Here is an 18,073-nt window from a genome sequence, read left to right on the forward strand (position 1 = left end):
CCTCAGCGTCACCGAACGTCAGTTGCATGGATCACTCCTCAACATCAGGCGGGTAGTGTCGCGTATCTGTGGTGCGTTGTTCAGAGGTTCCCTAGAGCGTGTTATGAACTTTGCTCTTGTCACGCTAACGTATGCGGATGAAGCCTCGTAAGCCTTATCCCACCGATATTTCCGACGAAGAATGGGCTTTTGCGGCTCCCTATTTGACGCTGATGGACGTGCAGGCACCGCAGCGCAAGTATGAGCTACGCGCGATGTTCAACGCACTGCGCTGGATCGCACGCGCCGGCGCACCGTGGCGATTGCTTCCCAACGATTTTCCACCTTGGGAGGCGGTGTATCAGCAAACGCAGCGTTGGCTGCAAGCTGGCTGCTTTGAAGCCATGGTCGGCGATCCGCGCTCACTCTTGCGTGTAGCACAGGGGAAGAAAGGCCAGCCAAGCACGGTCATCTTCGATGGCCGAACGCTGCAGTCCACCTGTGAAAGTGGGCCGCGTGCTGGATACGATGGCGATAAACGCAAGAAGGGCAGCAAGGTGCATATGGCGGTCGATACGCTAGGACATCTGCTTGCCGTCCAGGTCACGCCGGCCAATGAGCAGGAACGCGCGCAGGTGCGCTCGTTGGCTCAAGAAGTGCAACACGTGACCGGTGAAACGGTCAAGATTGCGTTCGTGGATCAGGGCTATACCGGCGAAGAACCGGCACAGGCGGCCAAGGAAGAAGGTAGTGAGTTGCACGTCATCAAGCTGCAAGAAGCGAAGAAAGGCTTTGTCTTGCTGCCGCGTCGCTGGGTCGTCGAGCGTAGCTTCGGCTGGGTGAATCGCTTCAGACGACTGGCACGCGACTATGAGCGACTGCCGGAAACATTGGCCGGTTTGAACTTTGTCGTCTTTACGATCCTGATACTTGGAAATGCAGCCACGCTCTTTCAAAGTTCATAACACGCTCTAACTAAAAATACCTGATTTTGAAGCAGACTCCAGCTCGAATGTGCCAGACAGCCATGCCTGCAAAACTGAGTTACCTAACTACCTTGAAGCTGCTACCATCTACTGCCGCAGATAAGCAATCGGAATTTTCCTACACAAAATCAGGCTATAAGCCTCGTCTAGTTCGCATACACGACAGGGTATAGTAAGTCGGATCTAAACCGAGTTAGGACGAATATGAAGCCTTTTTTTAGCGGCGCCTTGACTGCAGCATTATTAAGTGTCGGTCTCCTTGGGTCTGAGCCGGCTATCGCTCAGAAAATAAGCTATCTGGGTGAAAGCCATCGTACGACTGCAGCGACGCTGGCCAAGCCAGCATCTGTTCCTGCGGGTGTCCAGCTAGTCGAGCTGGAACGCTGGTTTTCTAGGGACGACACAAGGTCAGGTCGTCCATTGAACACGCCGGGCGGCATGACTTACCCCGGGAAAAAGCAGGGAACACTCGGATTTATTTCCTACTATCCATTTGAAGGAAGTCATACGCTTTACTCATGTATGACAAATAATTACCTTGATTCATTCACCTCAACTGATCCTAATTGCGAGGGGCAATTGCCAGCGAGAGATATGCCGATCACAGGCTACATCTCGTCGACACAGATCGCGGGCACTGTCCCTCTCTACCGCTGCATGCGTGGTGGCCTAAAGCCAAACAACTGGGCAGACCACTTCGACACTCTTGACATCAGCTGTGAGAATGTCAAAAACCCAGCTAACGATGGAATCATCGGATACATCTGGCTGTAAGCACGCGTCTGCGTCTGCAGCTCCTGGCTGTAGACGCAGTACATGCGACCTTAGGTTCGCGTGCACGATCCGCATTCTTGGTTGGGCGGGATGCAACAATCAGCGTCAGCTATCATTGTTGCATCTCCGATCGTGCCGGACCATAGCTGCTGCGTCTTGCGTGCCAGCGGTGCGTTAAGCGGAAAACCGTGTCAGATTCACTTGAAAACTTAACCTGACCGCGCTACTTCGATTTATAGCGCAGAGGCATCTGCAGGTACGTGGGTCTACGGGGATGCAAGGACGGGTTTAACCATCACGCTTTTCGAGACTGATCAACGCGAATAAGTGTCGAGCGACATTCAACGCTACTGCGCTTGCAGCGGCAGCCGGCGCGTAATGTAATTCACCACGTTCTCCATTGCGTCGGGATCAGTGTTGCTCAATCCCACGACCACGTACTCCTTGGATGGCAGCACCACCAATGCGGTATTCGCACCCGGTGCACCTCCTTCGTGTCCGTACTGCCTTTCCTGGCCCTGACCACTGACCATGAAGCCATATCCATACCACTTCTTGTGGTTCTGCGGCGAGGTGGCCGCCCCCAGCAACGCCGGCGACAGCAGCCTGCCGGTGCGCAGTGCTTCGCCGAACTTGAGCATGTCGCCTATCGTGCTGTAACCGCCGCCGGCTGCTGTTCCGCGCCAAGGCAGCGATGCGCTTTCGACGCGCCACCTGCCGTCGTGTTTGGAATAGGCAACGGCCCGGCTTGCGAGTCGCGTTGATTCCGGCTCCGACCCTGTCGACGTCATGCCGGCAACGCGGTAGATGTGCTGGTCCACATAGTCGTAGTAGGACTGCCCGGTGACCGCTTCGATAACCGCTCCAAGCACCACGTAGCCGTAGTTGGAGTAGCCATCCTGACTGCCCGGTGCCTGTTCCGGTGGGATGGCGCCGAAACGCTTGACGTAATCGGCGTGGGTTTTCAGCGTCTGCGCATAACTGGCGAAATTGTCACCGAAGATATCGCCGAGACCACTGGTGTGAGTGAGCAACTGGCGCAGCGTAATGGAACGGGCGATGGTTTGATCGGGGTAATCGGGTAGATAATCGTCAATGGTGCCATCCAGGGACAGCTTTCCTGCGTCCACAAGCTGCAGTACTGCCACAGCGGTAAACATTTTGTTCAACGAAGCAAGTCTGAACTGCGTTTGCGGCGTGACTGCCAGCGAAGTGGATCGATCTGCCAGCCCACCTTGCCAATGCAAAATCACTTTGCCATCCTGGGCCACCAGCAGCGCACCGGACAAGGTATCTGCAGCGACCAAGGCATCCAGTCGCTGTGTGGTTTGCTGCGTCAACGCATTCATTGCCATGCGTTTGGGCCGGTATTCGACCGGCAATTCCGTGCCTTCGATCTGAAACAGACGCACATCCGGGCGATCAGTCTTCTCCAACTCGACGGTCACCAACAATGCGCGCTCGCTGGATTGCACCTGTACGAGGATCTCGGCCTTTTCGGCACTACTGGACTTGACGGCCAGTACCTTGAAGTTGCCCATGTCGTTATGCAAGCCGACATCGCGTTGCGCGGTGCGGTCGATCTTGTAAGTGGTGATGACGGCTTGCAGTTCCTCCTGACTCTCCCGGTTGAAAGCGAGGAGCCAGCGATTGAAGATCTGTTCGGGCATCCCCACCGACGATGGCTGCATGCACCAGCCAATAGGGCTCCACAAAAGCAGTGCGGCAGCAAATAGCCTGAGACGCGTCATCCGATCGGCCTTTCGGTAATGGAGCATCAACGCCGACGTCTGTCGGCATGCCGATCATCACACAGGATCTCGCATTGTGCAGACGCCTTACTACCGATCGCATACCGGATGAAGAAGCCGGGGGCGCAGCGACCCGACAAGCACACTTGAATTGCCGAGTGCCGCTACAGCAGCGGAAAGCGCCCGCCCACTCGCCCCAAACGTCAACGCCCCGATCAGGTCGGGGCGTTGATGGAATAGATCACCGAAGTTCGGTCACCGCGTCTGCATCGCAGCGGTCTGCGTCTGGACCACCAGACTGGCGGTTCAGCGCGCCAGGCGTCAAGCCTGGCGGCGAAGCAATACAGTCTTGAATCTGACCTTGGCGACCGACTTACTTGGTCGATTTGGTCGCGTCGCGGACCTTGTCGGCGACCTGGCCGGCTTTGTTCTGCACCTTGCCGATGTTCTTTTCGGCGGCGCCTTCCAGCTCGGTGCTCTTGTCGCCGGTGACGCGGCCGACGGTTTCCTTGATCGAGCCCTTGACCTGCTTGGCGGTACCTTCGATACGGTTCTTGTCCACGGGATGCCTTGTTGGGTTTGGGTGTGATGGCCAGTCTGGACCCCGCCGGTGTGAGCGTGACGTCGGCATGCCGTTGTCTGTGCGTCAGTGCGTTCAGCTGGCGACTTGCCGCAGGTTGTGGCTTCCGGGTCACTGCCCGTGGACGCCTTGCCGAGGCTGCTGCATGCGACAATTCGGCCATCTCCAACCAGCACGCCCCGCCACGTGACCATTGCGCCCCCCGTTATCGAGCCCGTCGGTCTTGAGTTTCTCGCGGGAGGCGGCGAAATGGGCGCGCTGATGCGGTCGCACGATTGGAGTGCCACGCCGATGGGGCCGCCGGAGACCTGGCCGCAGTCGCTGCGTTCGTCGTTATCGGTGGTGCTCAATTCCACGCTGCTGGGTGCGGTGTTGTGGGGGCCGGAGCTGCGCATGTTCTACAACGATGTGTACCTGCAATCGTTGGGCGATCGCCATCCGCAGGCGCTGGGGCAGCCGGTGGCGGAGGTATGGAAGGAAACCTATGCACCGATCGCACAGGACTTTACCCGGGTCATGCACACCGGGCAGGGTTTTGGTCAGAACGTGATCGCGCTGCCGATGCGGCGCAATGGCGTCAACCAGATGACCTACTGGAATGCGACCGCCTCGCCGATCCGCGGCGAAGACGGCAGCATCGTGGGGCTGATGAATATCGCAATCGAGACCACCGCGCAGGTGGCTGCCGATCGCGACCGCGATATCCAGCATGCGATGTTGAGCAACGAGAACACCCACCTGGTGCACGAGGTGGTCCACCGCACCAGCGAGCGCGATCGCGCGCTGGAGGCAGAAACCGCGGCGCGGCGCAACGCCGAGCGGGTGCAGTTGGCGTTGGCAGCCGGGGCGATCATCGGCACCTGGATCTGGGACCTGCCCAACGATGCGTTTTCGGTGGATGAGGCGTTTGCGGAAAACTTCGGCCTGGATCCGCTGCTCGGCCGCACCGGGCTGAGCCTTGAAATCATCACCCAGAGCGTGCACCCGGACGATCGCGATGGGTTGGCGGCCGCCATCAACGAGGCCATCGTGCGCGGCGGCGCCTACGCGCACCAGTACCGCGTCAAACGCCGTGACGGAAACTATTACTGGCTTGAGGCCAACGGCCGGGTCGAACACGGGCCCGATGGCACGCCGCTACGGTTTCCCGGTGTGCTGCTCGACATCGAAGCCCGGCATGCGCTCTCCGAAGAGCGCGACCGCGCGCTGGGTGCATTGCGCGAGTTGAGCGAGACGCTGGAGCAGCGCGTCACCGAGCGCACGCGTGCGCTGATGCTGGTGGAAGAAGCGTTGCGCCAATCGCAGAAGATGGAAGCGGTCGGCCAGCTGACCGGCGGGCTGGCGCACGACTTCAATAACCTGTTGGCAGGCATTTCCGGTGCGCTGGAATTGATGAGCCTGCGCATCGAGCAGGGCCGCTTCGCCGAGCTGGAGCGTTACGTCATCACCGCGCAGGGTGCCACCACGCGCGCGGCCGCACTGACGCACCGATTACTGGCGTTCGCGCGGCGGCAAACGCTGTTGCCCAAGCCGACCAACGTCAACCGGCTGGTGGTGGACATGCTGGATCTGATCCAGCGCACCGTCGGGCCGGGCATTCGGGTGGAAAACATCGCCGCAGCCGGATTGTGGCCGGCATTGGTGGATGCCCCGCAGTTGGAAAACGCACTGCTCAACCTGTGCATCAATGCCCGCGATGCGATGCCCAACGGTGGGCGCTTGAGCATCCAGACCAACAACCGCTGGATCGACGCTGCGCGCGGCGATCAGCTCGGCATGCCGCAGGGTCAGTACCTGTCGCTGTGCGTGAGCGACACCGGCACCGGCATGCCGCCGGACGTGGTGGCGCGCGCATTCGATCCGTTTTTCACCACCAAACCGCTCGGCGAAGGCACCGGCTTGGGGTTGTCGATGATCTATGGGTTTGCCCAGCAATCCGGCGGCCAGGTGCGTATCCAATCGGAAGTGGGCAAGGGTTCGGCGGTCTGCATCTATCTGCCGCGTCATGTGGGCGCCGACGTGGCCACCGACCCCTGCGACCCCACGCTGGAACTTGCGCCCTCGCGCGGCGGCGAAACGGTGTTGATCGTCGATGACGAGCCGTCGATCCGCGTGCTGTTCACCGAGGTATTGCAGGAGCTTGGCTACACCGTCATCGAAGCGGCCGACAGCGCGGCGGGGCTAAGCATCCTGCAATCGCCGGTGCGCATCGATCTGTTGGTCAGCGACGTGGGCCTGCCCGGCGGCATGAATGGCCGTCAGATGGCCGACGCTGCACGCGTCAGCCGCCCCAAACTCAAGGTGCTGTTTGTCACCGGCTTTGCCGAAAGCACACTGCTGCACGACCGCCACCTCGAACCCGGCATGGCGGTGCTGACCAAACCCTTCGGCGTGAGCGTGTTCGCAGCGCGCGTAAAGGAGTTGATCGAGAGCGAAGCGTGATTGCCAGGGCAGTGCTGCGACCGGTGATGGATCAACACGCCCAATCGAACTGCAGGGTCTTGATGTCCAGTTGCGCATTGCCGCTGCCGAAGTTGTAGCCACCGAAATTTTCTTCGAACTCGATGTAGTAGGGACTGAATTCGGGCATCGCCTGGGTCGGCCGCATGGTGCCGCCAAGGTGATTGGGAGCGTGACCGGCGGTCCACGCGTGATAACTGAAATCCTCGCGGAAGGGGGATTGGTAGCCGCCTTCGGCAATGGTGCCGTCCCAGGTTTGGCGTGGGACTTTGCCGGCATTGGGGTCGTTGGCCCGCGCGACCAAATGGAATGGGCGATGGATCGCGTGCACGGCGGGGGTGTCCAGCGTGGTGGCGTCCTTGCCCAGTGTGGCGGCGCAGCTGCGTGCAGCGCCGATGGTGAGCCACTCCGGCGCAGCAACCTGCTGCAGCAGTGTGGAATCGACCAGCGGCGGCGGCGGGCACAACGGGCCGTCGAATGCGTCCTGGCGCAGCAGCACCACGGCATACGCACATCCCAGAATGTCCTGCATGCGCGTCAGGCGCGCATGCGCAAGCCGCGCGCGTTCCCAGAACGGTCGCAGTGCAGTGTTTTCGGGCGGCAGCGCGGCCGGCGCCGCGATGACCGTCGGCAAGCCATCTGCCCCACGGGCCGGACCGCCGTCGTTGTGATCGGGTGCGGTGGCGAAGAACGCTAGCGCCACCACATCCGGGCCATGCACACGGTAATCCTCCGGCAACCGCAAGGTGAAGCCATGCAGCATCGGGTAACCGCTCCACGGATCCAGCGGCCACTGCTCAGGTGCGATGCCAGGCGGCAACCCGAAACACCAGCCATCGTTGTCGTGCTGCCGAGTGTGCCGCCAGTTGCCGAGCATGATGTCGTAGGCGTGCATGCGGGTCTCATCGTCAACGGGTTGACGCAATGATACGAAGCCCCTGCTGACATTGCCGCCCGTGTCCGGTGCAAGGCTTCACCGATCCCGCCATACAGACCATCACGGCAGGCTGGCATTGCTACCCCTGCAGTGCAGCGGTGTAGTTGTTGCACCAACGCACGCTGTTGCAAGGTGGCATGGCTCGCCACGCACGTGGTCATCTGCGCGAAGCGCCTGGCCAGTCACTCGCTGCGTCGGGCCGGCACCTTGCTGTCAACGCCAGTGCGACGGGCCACTGCAACATTCGCGGCGAAGATGGCAGTCATGCATTGCCGGGCACTGGTGTTGCGTGCGGCACCGGCGCCAACTCACTCCACGCTGGAGGCCACCAGCCGTTGCCACAGCGCGGTGTTGGCGGCGCTGTCCGGTTGCAGCGTTGCCAGCAGCTCCATGGCGTGGGCTTCGTGCTCGGCGCCGTGGCGGGCGAGCATGGCCAGGGCAGCGGCCAGCCGGCCGTAATGCAGGGCCAGCCCGAGCGGCGTGGCCAGCAGGGTGGTGTCGTGCTCGGGGCGCTGCTCGTCCAGCGCGATGCTCAGCGACGCCGGCAGGTCCCAGGCGGTGGCGATGGTCTTGGCGACTGCCGCAGTGTGGCGCTCGACCACTGCGGCGGCCACCTCCAGGCTGTACGGCAGCGTCGGGCGTTCGGCATAGGTGTCGCGCAACACGCGCAGGACCACCACCGCGCCCAGACCCTGCAACAGGCCGGCCAGCTGTGCGGACAAGGTGTCGCCGCCGCGCTCGCGCATGTAGGCCGCTGCCGCCGTGGCGGTGCGCAGCGCGTAGTCCCACACCGCCGCCGGCAGGCGCGAGTAGAGGCCGCCATCCAGGCTCAGGACCGGCTGCATGACGGCAGCGGCGACGATCTGGCGCACGCCTTCGGTGCCGATATGCACCACCGCCCGTTCCAGGCTTTCCAGTGGCGCGCCCTGTGGGCGATACAACGCGCTATTGGCGATACGCAGCAGATTGGCCGCCAGCGCGGGGTCTTGCGCGATGATCGCGGCGATGCCGCGCCCGGAGGCGTCCGGGTCGTTGACCGCGCGCATCAGTTGCGGCAGCAGATGCGGGCGGCGTGGCAGCAACTGCGGGCGCAGATCCACGTGTTCCAGGGAAGCGCCAACCGCTTCCAGCACTGCAATCTGCGCGGGGTTGTCGGGTAGGGTGCCATCGGCCAGCGACGGGGTAGACATGACCGCGGCATACATGCGGCGCAGTAGCGGGCGCATCGGTGGCGGCCCGGATGGCAGCGGCTGTTCTGCGGAGGCGCTGTGCATCGGCACCCCATCCAGCTCGGACGACAGCGGCGGAACCGGCGTGCGCGGCGCAGCGATCACGGCGGGCGCCGCCACGGCGTTGGCTGTTGCGGCACGGCGGCGCACGCGGACCCACACAATGACAGCGGCAAGTACCAGGCCAGCAAGCAGTCCGGCAATCAGCAACACAATCGCAAGCTTCATAGGAAATCGTCTGATCAGTGCCCCGACTATCCGCGAAGCCGGTCGCGGCGGCAATGTGGCCGTCTGCGGCAAGCGGGTAGGGCATTGCAGATGGCGCCGTCACGTGGATGTGCGGGCATCGGACGACCGGCGGCGCTGTGCTGTGGGTCGTTCGGGTACCGGCGCAACATCACCACGCGCCCGGCCACGCGCTCTGCGGTGGCGGTCGCAACGGCGGCAGGCGGAAGCGCTGCATGCAACGGCAGCAACATCTGCATGGCCGCGGCCGCATGATCGTTACCGGACACGTTGCAGGAACGATCCGCCAAACGCAGGCAATGCGGGCCAGCGTGCGTGGCCACGGCCTGCGAGCGGCGGGTTGAGCGGTTGCGGGTACGCCGACACGGCAGGTTTATCCCCGTGGACTCACCATCGATTCATCCTGAAAGGCTGCCTATACCCACGCCCTCACCCCCCATTTTGCCGGCAAACCCAGACGCGGCGGCATTGCTCGCAACGGACGCCGGGATTGCTGCAATGCAGCGATGAATGCCGTGTCTTCAAGCTGACGCCAATGCTGCACGTCGCGCTAACGCAGCCAGTACGACGATGCGCCACCAGCTGTGCAGCCCTAGAGCATCTAGGCAGCTTAAAGGGTGCAGGCATCCGCAGTTGGACCACTTTCTGACGACAGACACCCTGCGTGCATGGATGTCTGTCATGCCGTGTGCGGTGTCGTCCCGGCGCACCGTGCCGCGATGCGAAAGATGACACACTCACGTCGCACACATCAGCATCGACGCCGGCAGCTGCATGTCCGAGCGGCCGTGCTGGCCAGGCTCAAGACCGGCTCTGCCCAAGCGCGCGACGTATCTGATCCGCGCGATGCATTGCTTCAGCGATGCCGCCACGCCTGGACGTGCCACGGACACCGCCATCGCGCCGACGCCAGGCACGGCGCGATCGGACCTGGCAGTCCTCCAACACCTCAGCTTGCCAGTGCCGCGCTACAGCGTGCCGCGCTTCCACAGCTGCACGATTTGCGCGGGTGCATGCTCTTCGGGAATGCGTAATGGCTCGCTGGCACCGTCCCACGCAATGCTGAAATAACGGCGATCACCGCTACCGGCCTGCGGACGCGGTAGCGCATGCACCAGACACTGCTCCAGCAGCGTGCGCAGGTGCAGCCGCTGTGCATCGTCCAGCGCATCCATCGCCAACTGGCGCTCGCGCCGCATGGCCGGAAATGCCGCCACCCCGCCTTCGCGCGCCAGGCGCAAGGTCACGCCGGGTTCCACTGGCGGCACTTGCGCGCTCATGCGACCACACCGACAGTGCGCCAGGCCTGTGGCCGCGGTGCGGCTCGCGTTTCCGAGCCGTTGGCGGGGGAATCGCTGTTGGCGACCGTCGCGGTCAATGCGGTGTTGGCGGGATCGAGACCGCGCCATCGCGATCGCAATGCACGGCTGGTGTCGCTGGCACGACGGGCGTTGCCTGCGCCGCGCGTAACGGCGGCCGTTGCACTGGCGCCCTGCGTCGCGTGGTGGTTCACAGGCGCAGCGGTCCGCAGGGGTTGGGCAAGGTCTACGGCGGTGGCAATCGCGAGCAAGCTGCGCGGGCGTTGCCGACGCAGCTGCGTGCAATCACCCACATGCGGGCAGGCCGCCTGCGCCTTGTGATCCATCAGGTAGGGCGGCACCACGCCAGCACGGCGCGGCGAAACGAACGCGGACATCGGCAACCTCCACAGTGACTGCGCCCGCGACTATGCCGAGGCCGGTTTTAGGAATTCGTTAGACCGGCGCGTGCCGTGGCCTGATCGCGTGTTGCGATAGGCCTGGCGTTCATTCATTCCAGCTGCGCGAGCGCCTGCTGGATCGGTGTCTGCCCATCGATGAAACCCACGGTCTTGCCGATGCTGGCCGGCGTTGCCAGGGCCGCGGCGATCACCTGCGCCACATTGCCACGCGACACCCCGCCAGTGGCATCGCTGCCCGGATCACGGGTGATGCGACCCGACGGCGGATCCTGCGTGAGCCGTCCCGGCCCCAGCACGGTCCAGTCCAGGGTGGTGCTGCGCAGATGCGCATCGGCGGCGGCCTTGGCCTGCGCATAGGCAAAAAAGTCATCGTCCGGGGCGATGCCATGTTCCAGGCCGGCACCCAGATACGACACCATCACGTAGCGACGCGCGCGCGCCTGTTCGGCCGCGTGCATCGAGCGGATCGCCGCATCGCGATCCACCGCATAGGTCCGCGCCGCATCGCCACCGCCTGCGCCGGCCGACCACACCACCGCGTCGTGGCCGGCCAGTTGTTCGGCAATGGCATCGGTCTGCGCATGCGCGATGTCGAACACCACCGGCGTGGCGCCATCGGCGATCACGTCGCCCTCGTGCTCGGGATTACGGAACAGCGCCGTCACCCGGTGCCCGCCACGCACCAGCAACGGGGTGAGCAGACGCGCGACCTTGCCGTGTCCACCGATCAACACGATACGAGACATTACGACCTCCAACACGGTGCACCCTGAGGCGCGGACTATCGTCATCCTCGCCAACACGGCGCTAAGGCTGCGTTATCGACGACGACCACGCGTGGTGTGACGTTCCGCGGTCCGTCGTCCGTCTGCATATGCGATGCAGCACCAGGGCGCGTGGTGTACGCATCACTCCCGACATGCGGCGCCATGCATCGCGCATCGCCGTGCACCTGGCAACACAGACAGCATCAGCCCCGGCACCTGCGTGCAATGCGCAACGACGCGTTACCCGCGTGGGCAGATCTGGGACACTACGCGCCACACACACGGAACGCCCATGTCTACGTCAACCGATATCGACGCTCGCCCACGCGTTGGCTGCGGCGCCTTCATTCGCCGCACCGATGGTCGCCTGCTGCTGGTGCAGCGCGGGCGCGCGCCCGAGCAAGGCCATTGGGGCTTGCCCGGCGGCAAGGTGGACTGGATGGAAACGGTGGAAAACGCCGTAGTACGCGAAGTGCTCGAAGAAACCGGCCTGCACGTTCGTCTGCAAGGGGTGTTGTGCATCGTCAGCTATTTCGAGCCGGATCTGACGCCGCCACAACACTGGGTGGCGCCGGTGTATCTGGCGGCCATTGAAGGCAGCGAGCAGGCGGTGCGCCGCGAGCCCGAGGCGATTGCGGACATCGGCTGGTTCGCGCTGGACGCACTGCCGGCGCCACTGACCACGTCCACGTTGCAGGCATTGCAGCATCTGCCGCCATCCGACGCAGCGGCACCTGCCGCCTGAGAAGGCGCCGCGTCGCGCCTGGACGGGGCAACGGACGTGCCGGCGCACCGGCATCCGTGCGCATGGATTTTGCAGCCGCAGTCCGCTATTTTCCGCTTCCGGGGAAAGCGGAAGATCGCCCCGCATGTCGAGCACCACGGCCGGATGCCGACTGACTGTGTCGCGCCCGGTCATTCATCAGGGGACGAGAATGGAATCGCTGTATCCGCAAGGTCCGGCCGTTGTGCCGGCGCGTTTGACCGCCCCCAGCAGCAACTACCGCCGTCACGCCTGGCTGGCGATGGTGGGCCTGGGCGGCTTTATCGCGGTCTATGTGGGCCTGCTGGCGTGGTTCGGCTGGACCGCCTACCGGCTGGCGGCCGGGCTGCTGCAGGGGTCCGGTGGCGAGCAGGCAGTCTGGTTGTGGGTGGTGGTGGCCTGCGCGGCGTTCCTGGCGGTGTTCATGGCCAAGGCGCTGGTGTTCAACAAGCGCGCCGAGCGCGACACGCGCGCGCTGGAACTCACCCCGGCCGCGCAGCCGGCGCTGTTCGCGTTTCTGCATCGGCTGGCCGATGACGCCGGCGCGCCGCGTCCGCACAAGGTGTACCTGTCGGCGCAAGTCAACGCCGGGGTGTTCTACGACCTGTCGCTGCTCAACCTGCTGTTTCCCTCGCGCAAGAATCTGGATATCGGGCTGGGGCTGGTCAATGTCCTCAACCTGGGCGAGTTGAAGGCGGTGCTGGCGCATGAGTTCGGGCATTTCGCCCAGCGCACCATGGCGGTCGGGCGTTGGGTGTACATCGCCCAGCAGATCGCCGCGCACATCGTCGGCAAGCGCGATGCGCTGGACCGCGTGCTGGCCACGTTGTCGCGCATCGATCTGCGTGTGGCCTGGATCGGCTGGGGGTTGTCGCTGATCGTGTGGTCGATCCGCTCGCTGGTCGAAATCGCCTTCCGTGGCGTGGTGCTGGCCCAACGTGCGCTCTCGCGCGAGATGGAATACCAGGCCGATCTGGTCGCCGCCTCGCTCACCGGCAGCGACGCGCTGGTGCATGCCTTGCACAAGCTGCAAGCCGCCGACGACGGCTGGCAGCGTGCGCTGCGGTTTGCCGAGCGTGAGTTCGCGCAGGGCCGGCCGGTCAAGGATCTGTTTGCGATCCAGTTGCGCATCATCGAGCACATGCGGGTGGTGCTGAACGACCCCGGACATGGCGTGGTGCCGACGGTGCCGGAGCAGCAGGCCGCGCACTACCGCCTGTTCCAGAACGAGATCGCGCAGCCCTCGCAGATGTGGGCCACCCATCCGCCCAGCGCCGCGCGCGAAGAGAACATCAAGCGCCATTACATCGCCTGCCCGATCGACGCACGTCCGGCGATGGAGCTGTTGCACGAAGCGCAGGCGCTACGCGAACAGGTCTCGCGTGGTTTGCTCACCGGCGAGGCCCCGGACTTCGTCGATACCGAGGTCTCGCTTGCGCAGCTGGAGCGCGAGTTCGGTGCGCTGTCGCTGTCGCGCCGCTATCAGGGCCTGTATCTGGGCCGCTCGTGTACGCGCGACGCCGGCACTCTGGCTGCGCTGTATACCGACCCGCTGCCTGGTGGCGATCTGGTGCAGGCCCTGGATGGGCTGTATGCACCCGAGGACGGACAGGCCATCGACCAGCTGCGCGAACGCGAACGGCAACGCGCCACCTTGCAGGGGCTGATGGATGGCGGGTTGCGCGCCACCGGTGGCGTGCTGACCTGGAAGGGCACCAGCCTGTCGCGCAAGCAACTGCCTGCGGTGATCGCCGACCTGGACGAGGAGCTGCGGGTGCTGCGCGCACGCGTCAGCGGCCACGACAGGCGCTGCCGCAGCGTGCATCTGGCGGCGGCCGACACGCTGGCTGGCGGCTGGCCGGCGCTGCTGCGCGGCTATCTGGCGGTGCTGCATTACGCCGATCACGCACTGGCCGATCTCCAGGACGCACAGCTGCTGTACCTGCAGACCTTTCACAGCGTGATTGCCGATGGCCGCGTCTCGGCCAAGGAATTGCGCAAGCTGGTGGCGGCGTGCAACGAGCTGCAACGCGCGCTGCGCACGGTGTACGACCAGGCCGGGCAGCTGCGCCTGAATGCACCGTTGTCTGCGGTGTTGGGCAAGCCGCAGTGGCAACAGTGCCTGCCCGAGTTCCGCCTGGTCGAGGCCGACGAGCACAACATCAATTCCTGGATGGACGCGGCCAAAGGCTGGGTGCAGGTCACGCTGGAGGCGCTGGGCGCGTTGCGCGATGCCAGCCTGGAGCAGTTGCTGGCGGCAGAGGATGCGGTCGCCCAGCAGCTGCGTCAGGGCGATCACACACCCTCCAGCGACACCCCCGCCGCCGCGCCCGTTGGGTATCCGTTGAGATTGCCGGGCCAGGAACGGCAGCGTGATCTCAAGCAGAACCTGTGGCAGCGGTTTCTGGCCGCCGATGGCGTGTTTCCGTCGGTGGCGCGGGTCGCGGTGGCCGCCGCGATCGTGGTCGGCGTGTTGTGGCTGGGCGGCACGCTGGGGCAGACGCAGGTGTCGGCCTACAACGGCTTGCAGCAGCCGGTGACCGTGTCGATCGACGGGCAGAGCGCATCGCTGCCGGTCAACGGGCACCATGTGTTCCAGGTGCCGGAGCAGGCGACGCATCGTGTCCAGACCCGCGCCGCAGACGGCAGCGTGATCGAGAGCTTCGACGCGCCCGGTGGCGGGCATGTCGGCCACTTCGCCTATAACGTGGCCGGCGCCGCATTGCTGGTGAACTGGCGGGCCAGTTACGGCGGGGCCGCTCAAGATACCTCGCGCAGCCTGAGCACCACGCGCTGGGAATCCACGCGGGCAGAAGACATCTTCAGCGAGCCGCCGCAGCAGATCAGCGGCAAGGGCAGCCAGTACCGCGCTGTGCTCACCGCCGTGTCCGGACGGCCGCCGCATCAACTTCTCGGCGACATGCCACCGGCACGCGCGCTGGCGTTGATCAACGCACACGCACGCTGGGATGCTCCCGATGCCGCCTATCTCGAACAATGGATGGAGCACCTGCGCCAGATTGCGCCAACGGCCTTGCCGTCGTTGCTGGCAGAGCGGTTGCAGCGCGATCCGCAGGACATCGTCGCCTTGCGCATGCAGCAGGACAGCGCCACGCCTGCACAGCGCCAAGACGTCTGCAAGCGCCACATCGCCGCCGCGCAGGCACGCCCGCAATCGTCCGCGCTCGCCTATGCCGCGATCCGCTGCCAGCCTCCAGGGCCAGCACGCGATCAGGCGTTTGTCGCTGCGCAGACGCGTTGGCCGAACGACCCGTGGCTGCAACGTGCTGCCGCCGCCGCGCATGCACAACGGCAACGACTGCCCGAAGCGCAGGCCTTGTACGAACAGGCCGCGCGTGCGCCTGCCCTGGCTGACGAGGTGATACCGATACTGGTGAGGCTGCAGCGCTATCGCAACCTGGCGGTCGATCTGCCGGCCCTGGCACAGCGCTCGCCAGCATTGGCTTCCACGCTGGCGCTGGAAAGTGGGCAGGGGACCGAGGGCACGCCGTATCAGGGCTTCCACGCGCTGGCGCGCGGTGCATTGGACGCGGCAGTCGCCGATGCGGCCGCCGACCGCGACCTGCAGGCGCGGCTGCTGCACTTTGCCGCTGCCTCCGATGGCGCCAGTGCCGAGCTGATACGCAAGGCGCGGGCACTGCCCGCCACTGCCGGCCTGGACCCGCTCACCGCGTCGGCGGCGTGGGCGCTGGCAGCACGTGAGGGTTGGGATGTGGCGCCGGCGCGTGCGGCGTTGCTGCAGAACACCGGCGAAGATGGCGCGGGGATCGCCCGTTTCGTCGCCGCCGTGCAGGCGGGCAACAGTCAGCAGCAGGCCGAGGCGGCATTGGGCGATGTCAGCCTGGTCGGGCGCGGCCTGGCGTATTCCATGGCGGCGGTGCTGCTGGGCGAGCGTTGCCCGGCCGCATGGCGCAGGGGCGCCAAGCAATTGCTGTTTGCCAACGAACGGCCGTATCTGGGCTGAGGGCTGTACCAGGCGCCTGCGAGATGGGCGCCTGGATGCAGTCATCGGCGTTGGTCGGTTAACGCGCGCTGGATCTACTGTCGTGCTCGAGGCGGCCGGCATGCGTTGAGCAGCGGTATCCTGATGGGCGTTGCACAGCGCTGCTGCGTCATTGCGTCAGTGGTGAACGATGTCCTGCGTCAAGACCCGAGACTTCCAGGTGCAGTGTCTGTCGCGATGCGTCTTGCAGCGAAAGCAATGCGCACTGGTGCGGAGCGTTGCCTGTGGCCACGCATGCATCTGCGCCAGACGCTGCACGCAAGTCAGCGAGCGCTACTGTGACAGTGACCTTTCCATCAAGCCCTCCACGCTGCCACCCCGTCGTTCGCCGCGCCACCCTAACATCACCCTGACACCGGCTAGGCACCGCGCTTACATCCGCTCGCCTAGGTTGAGGGTGACGGGTGCCGCAACTGCGACACCGACATCGATCAGGAGAAACAGATGAGTCTGCAAATTCCTCAGGGTGCATTGGTGGTTGTGGCCGATGGCGGCGAAGCGCGTTGGTTCACCAATACCGGCAACGAAGCCAAGGTGGTGCTGCGTCAGCATGCACGCACCGACGTGCAGAACACCGATGACGATGGCCCGGCCGGCAAGGCGCCGCAGGACACCACCGACGCAGACCTGGACGAAATGACCTTCGCCAAGCAGCTGTCGCATGCCTTGAACGATGGCGCACTGAAGCACGAATACACCCATCTGGTGCTGGTCGCCGACCCGACCACGCTGGGCCGTGTGCGCCCGCTGCTGCACAAGCAAACCCAGCAGCGTCTGGTGGGCGACCTTGCCAAGGATCTGACCAATCTGCCGCTGGAAGAGATCCAGCGCGCGTTGTCGTAAGCGCCACGGAGCGTCGAAACGATGGGGTTTGTTCGCGATTACGCCACCCAGGCGCCCGAGCGTGGCGAGGTGGATGCACAGGCCGGATGGCAGGTGCTGGAGTTCGGTACCGACTGGTGCGGCCATTGCATCGCCGCACAACCGTTGCTGCAGAAGCTGCTGGGTGGGTATGAAGCGATCGACTACCGCAAGGTCGAAGATGCAAAGGGGCGGCCGCTAGGCCGCTCTTTTCGCGTCAAATTATGGCCGACCATCATCCTGCTGCGCGATGGCGACGAGGTGGCGCGTGCGGTCCGTCCGCAGACGCGCGAGGACCTGGAAGCGCTACTCTCGGAGCTGGACGGGGCGGGATAAACGCACGACCTCGTTTGATCCACAGCCCACGCTGCGGCTGGCAGCGGTAAACAAACCGACTGCGCTCGACGCCAGGTTGGTGGGCCGGTGCCCGCAATGGCATATGGCCCGCGTACGCCGTCGTGCTGAGCGCAGCTGTCCACACCCGCTTGACTGCACGCGATGGTCCCGACGCGCAAGCGCATCAGTGGCTCATCGATGGCCCTGACTGCGTGGCGGCTTGCTGGGATTGCTTCAGCGCCTGCTGCCGTTGGCGCGCCTGGGTCTGGATCTGATCGATCGATTGCAGGCGCTCCAACGACGGCTCCTCAGGCGTTTGCAGCGCCTGCACGTCGCCATGTTGGCACGATAGTGGATTTGTCCGACGGCCCGTCGGCGGGACTGGAAGAACGCATGGCAGGTGTCTCCGTGACGGTTGCCGGGGCTGGGGTGGCCACAGTGTGGGCGCACGCGCTCACAGCGAGGGTGGCGAGCAAGGCGTAGAGGGCGCGCGCATGCAGCGTCCGTAGTGCGCTGGTGTGGATAGCCACGCTAGGGATGGTCTGATCAACGGCATCGGAGGATCAGCCTAACCACATCGGCCAGGCTGACGGCGCTCAGATCCTCGATTTTTTTGCCGTTTCCGGCGCGTTTGCAGGGTGTTGCCCGGGTTACAGGCAC

At 64.4% G+C, this 18,073-nt stretch carries 13 protein-coding genes; 7 read left to right on the forward strand and 6 right to left on the reverse strand.

Going from position 1 to position 18,073, the window contains the following annotated elements; translation table 11 throughout:
* Window positions 1-137 precede the first annotated feature (137 nt).
* Both GGR62_RS20240 and GGR62_RS20245 read left to right on the forward strand, forming a co-directional pair.
* Entirely contained in the window at window positions 138-944 is an 807-nt protein-coding gene (locus tag GGR62_RS20240; RefSeq protein WP_184409619.1) for an IS5 family transposase, read from the forward strand.
* 225 nt (window positions 945-1,169) lie between these two features.
* On the forward strand, window positions 1,170-1,739 hold the full coding sequence (locus GGR62_RS20245) for a hypothetical protein (protein WP_184409620.1): 570 nt from the start codon (window positions 1,170-1,172) through the stop codon (window positions 1,737-1,739).
* Between the two features lie 347 nt (window positions 1,740-2,086).
* On the opposite strand, the gene GGR62_RS20250 is transcribed toward GGR62_RS20245, so the two are convergent.
* Window positions 2,087-3,490, reverse strand: a complete 1,404-nt coding sequence (locus tag GGR62_RS20250; RefSeq protein WP_184409621.1) for a serine hydrolase domain-containing protein — start codon at window positions 3,488-3,490, stop codon at window positions 2,087-2,089.
* A 373-nt stretch (window positions 3,491-3,863) separates the two neighbouring features.
* Entirely contained in the window at window positions 3,864-4,052 is a 189-nt protein-coding gene (locus GGR62_RS20255; protein ID WP_184409622.1) for a CsbD family protein, read from the reverse strand.
* Between the two features lie 267 nt (window positions 4,053-4,319).
* Here GGR62_RS20255 and GGR62_RS20260 point away from each other — a divergent pair, with 267 nt between their 5' ends.
* Window positions 4,320-6,512, forward strand: a complete 2,193-nt coding sequence (locus GGR62_RS20260; RefSeq protein ID WP_184409623.1) for an ATP-binding protein — start codon at window positions 4,320-4,322, stop codon at window positions 6,510-6,512.
* 31 nt (window positions 6,513-6,543) lie between these two features.
* Here GGR62_RS20260 and GGR62_RS20265 read toward each other — a convergent pair whose 3' ends face one another.
* The 4 genes from GGR62_RS20265 to GGR62_RS20280 form a co-directional block, all read right to left on the reverse strand.
* Window positions 6,544-7,425, reverse strand: a complete 882-nt coding sequence (locus GGR62_RS20265) for a hypothetical protein (protein ID WP_184409624.1) — start codon at window positions 7,423-7,425, stop codon at window positions 6,544-6,546.
* A 350-nt stretch (window positions 7,426-7,775) separates the two neighbouring features.
* Window positions 7,776-8,924, reverse strand: a complete 1,149-nt coding sequence (locus tag GGR62_RS20270) for an HDOD domain-containing protein (RefSeq protein WP_184409625.1) — start codon at window positions 8,922-8,924, stop codon at window positions 7,776-7,778.
* A 986-nt stretch (window positions 8,925-9,910) separates the two neighbouring features.
* Window positions 9,911-10,222, reverse strand: coding sequence for a protealysin inhibitor emfourin (locus GGR62_RS20275; protein ID WP_184409626.1), 312 nt, complete (start codon window positions 10,220-10,222; stop codon window positions 9,911-9,913).
* A 529-nt stretch (window positions 10,223-10,751) separates the two neighbouring features.
* The gene (locus tag GGR62_RS20280; RefSeq protein WP_184409627.1) at window positions 10,752-11,408 is read right to left on the reverse strand and encodes an SDR family oxidoreductase; all 657 of its coding nucleotides are present in this window, start codon (window positions 11,406-11,408) and stop codon (window positions 10,752-10,754) included.
* Window positions 11,409-11,721: 313 nt separating this feature from the next.
* Between GGR62_RS20280 and GGR62_RS20285 the strand changes: the two genes are divergently transcribed.
* The 4 genes from GGR62_RS20285 to GGR62_RS20300 all read left to right on the forward strand — a co-directional run bounded on the left by GGR62_RS20285 (window position 11,722) and on the right by GGR62_RS20300 (window position 17,413).
* Window positions 11,722-12,174, forward strand: coding sequence for an NUDIX domain-containing protein (locus GGR62_RS20285; RefSeq protein WP_184409628.1), 453 nt, complete (start codon window positions 11,722-11,724; stop codon window positions 12,172-12,174).
* A gap of 280 nt (window positions 12,175-12,454) precedes the next feature.
* Window positions 12,455-16,177, forward strand: a complete 3,723-nt coding sequence (locus tag GGR62_RS20290) for a M48 family metallopeptidase (RefSeq protein ID WP_184409631.1) — start codon at window positions 12,455-12,457, stop codon at window positions 16,175-16,177.
* A gap of 483 nt (window positions 16,178-16,660) precedes the next feature.
* Window positions 16,661-17,059 (forward strand): host attachment family protein, encoded by a 399-nt coding sequence (locus GGR62_RS20295; protein ID WP_184409629.1) that lies wholly within the window; start codon window positions 16,661-16,663, stop codon window positions 17,057-17,059.
* 21 nt (window positions 17,060-17,080) lie between these two features.
* On the forward strand, window positions 17,081-17,413 hold the full coding sequence (locus GGR62_RS20300) for a thioredoxin family protein (RefSeq protein WP_184409630.1): 333 nt from the start codon (window positions 17,081-17,083) through the stop codon (window positions 17,411-17,413).
* The last annotated feature ends 660 nt before the right edge of the window (window positions 17,414-18,073 follow it).

It is taken from the genome of Xanthomonas sp. 3075 (assembly GCF_014197275.1).
GTDB lineage: Bacteria > Pseudomonadota > Gammaproteobacteria > Xanthomonadales > Xanthomonadaceae > Xanthomonas > Xanthomonas campestris_B.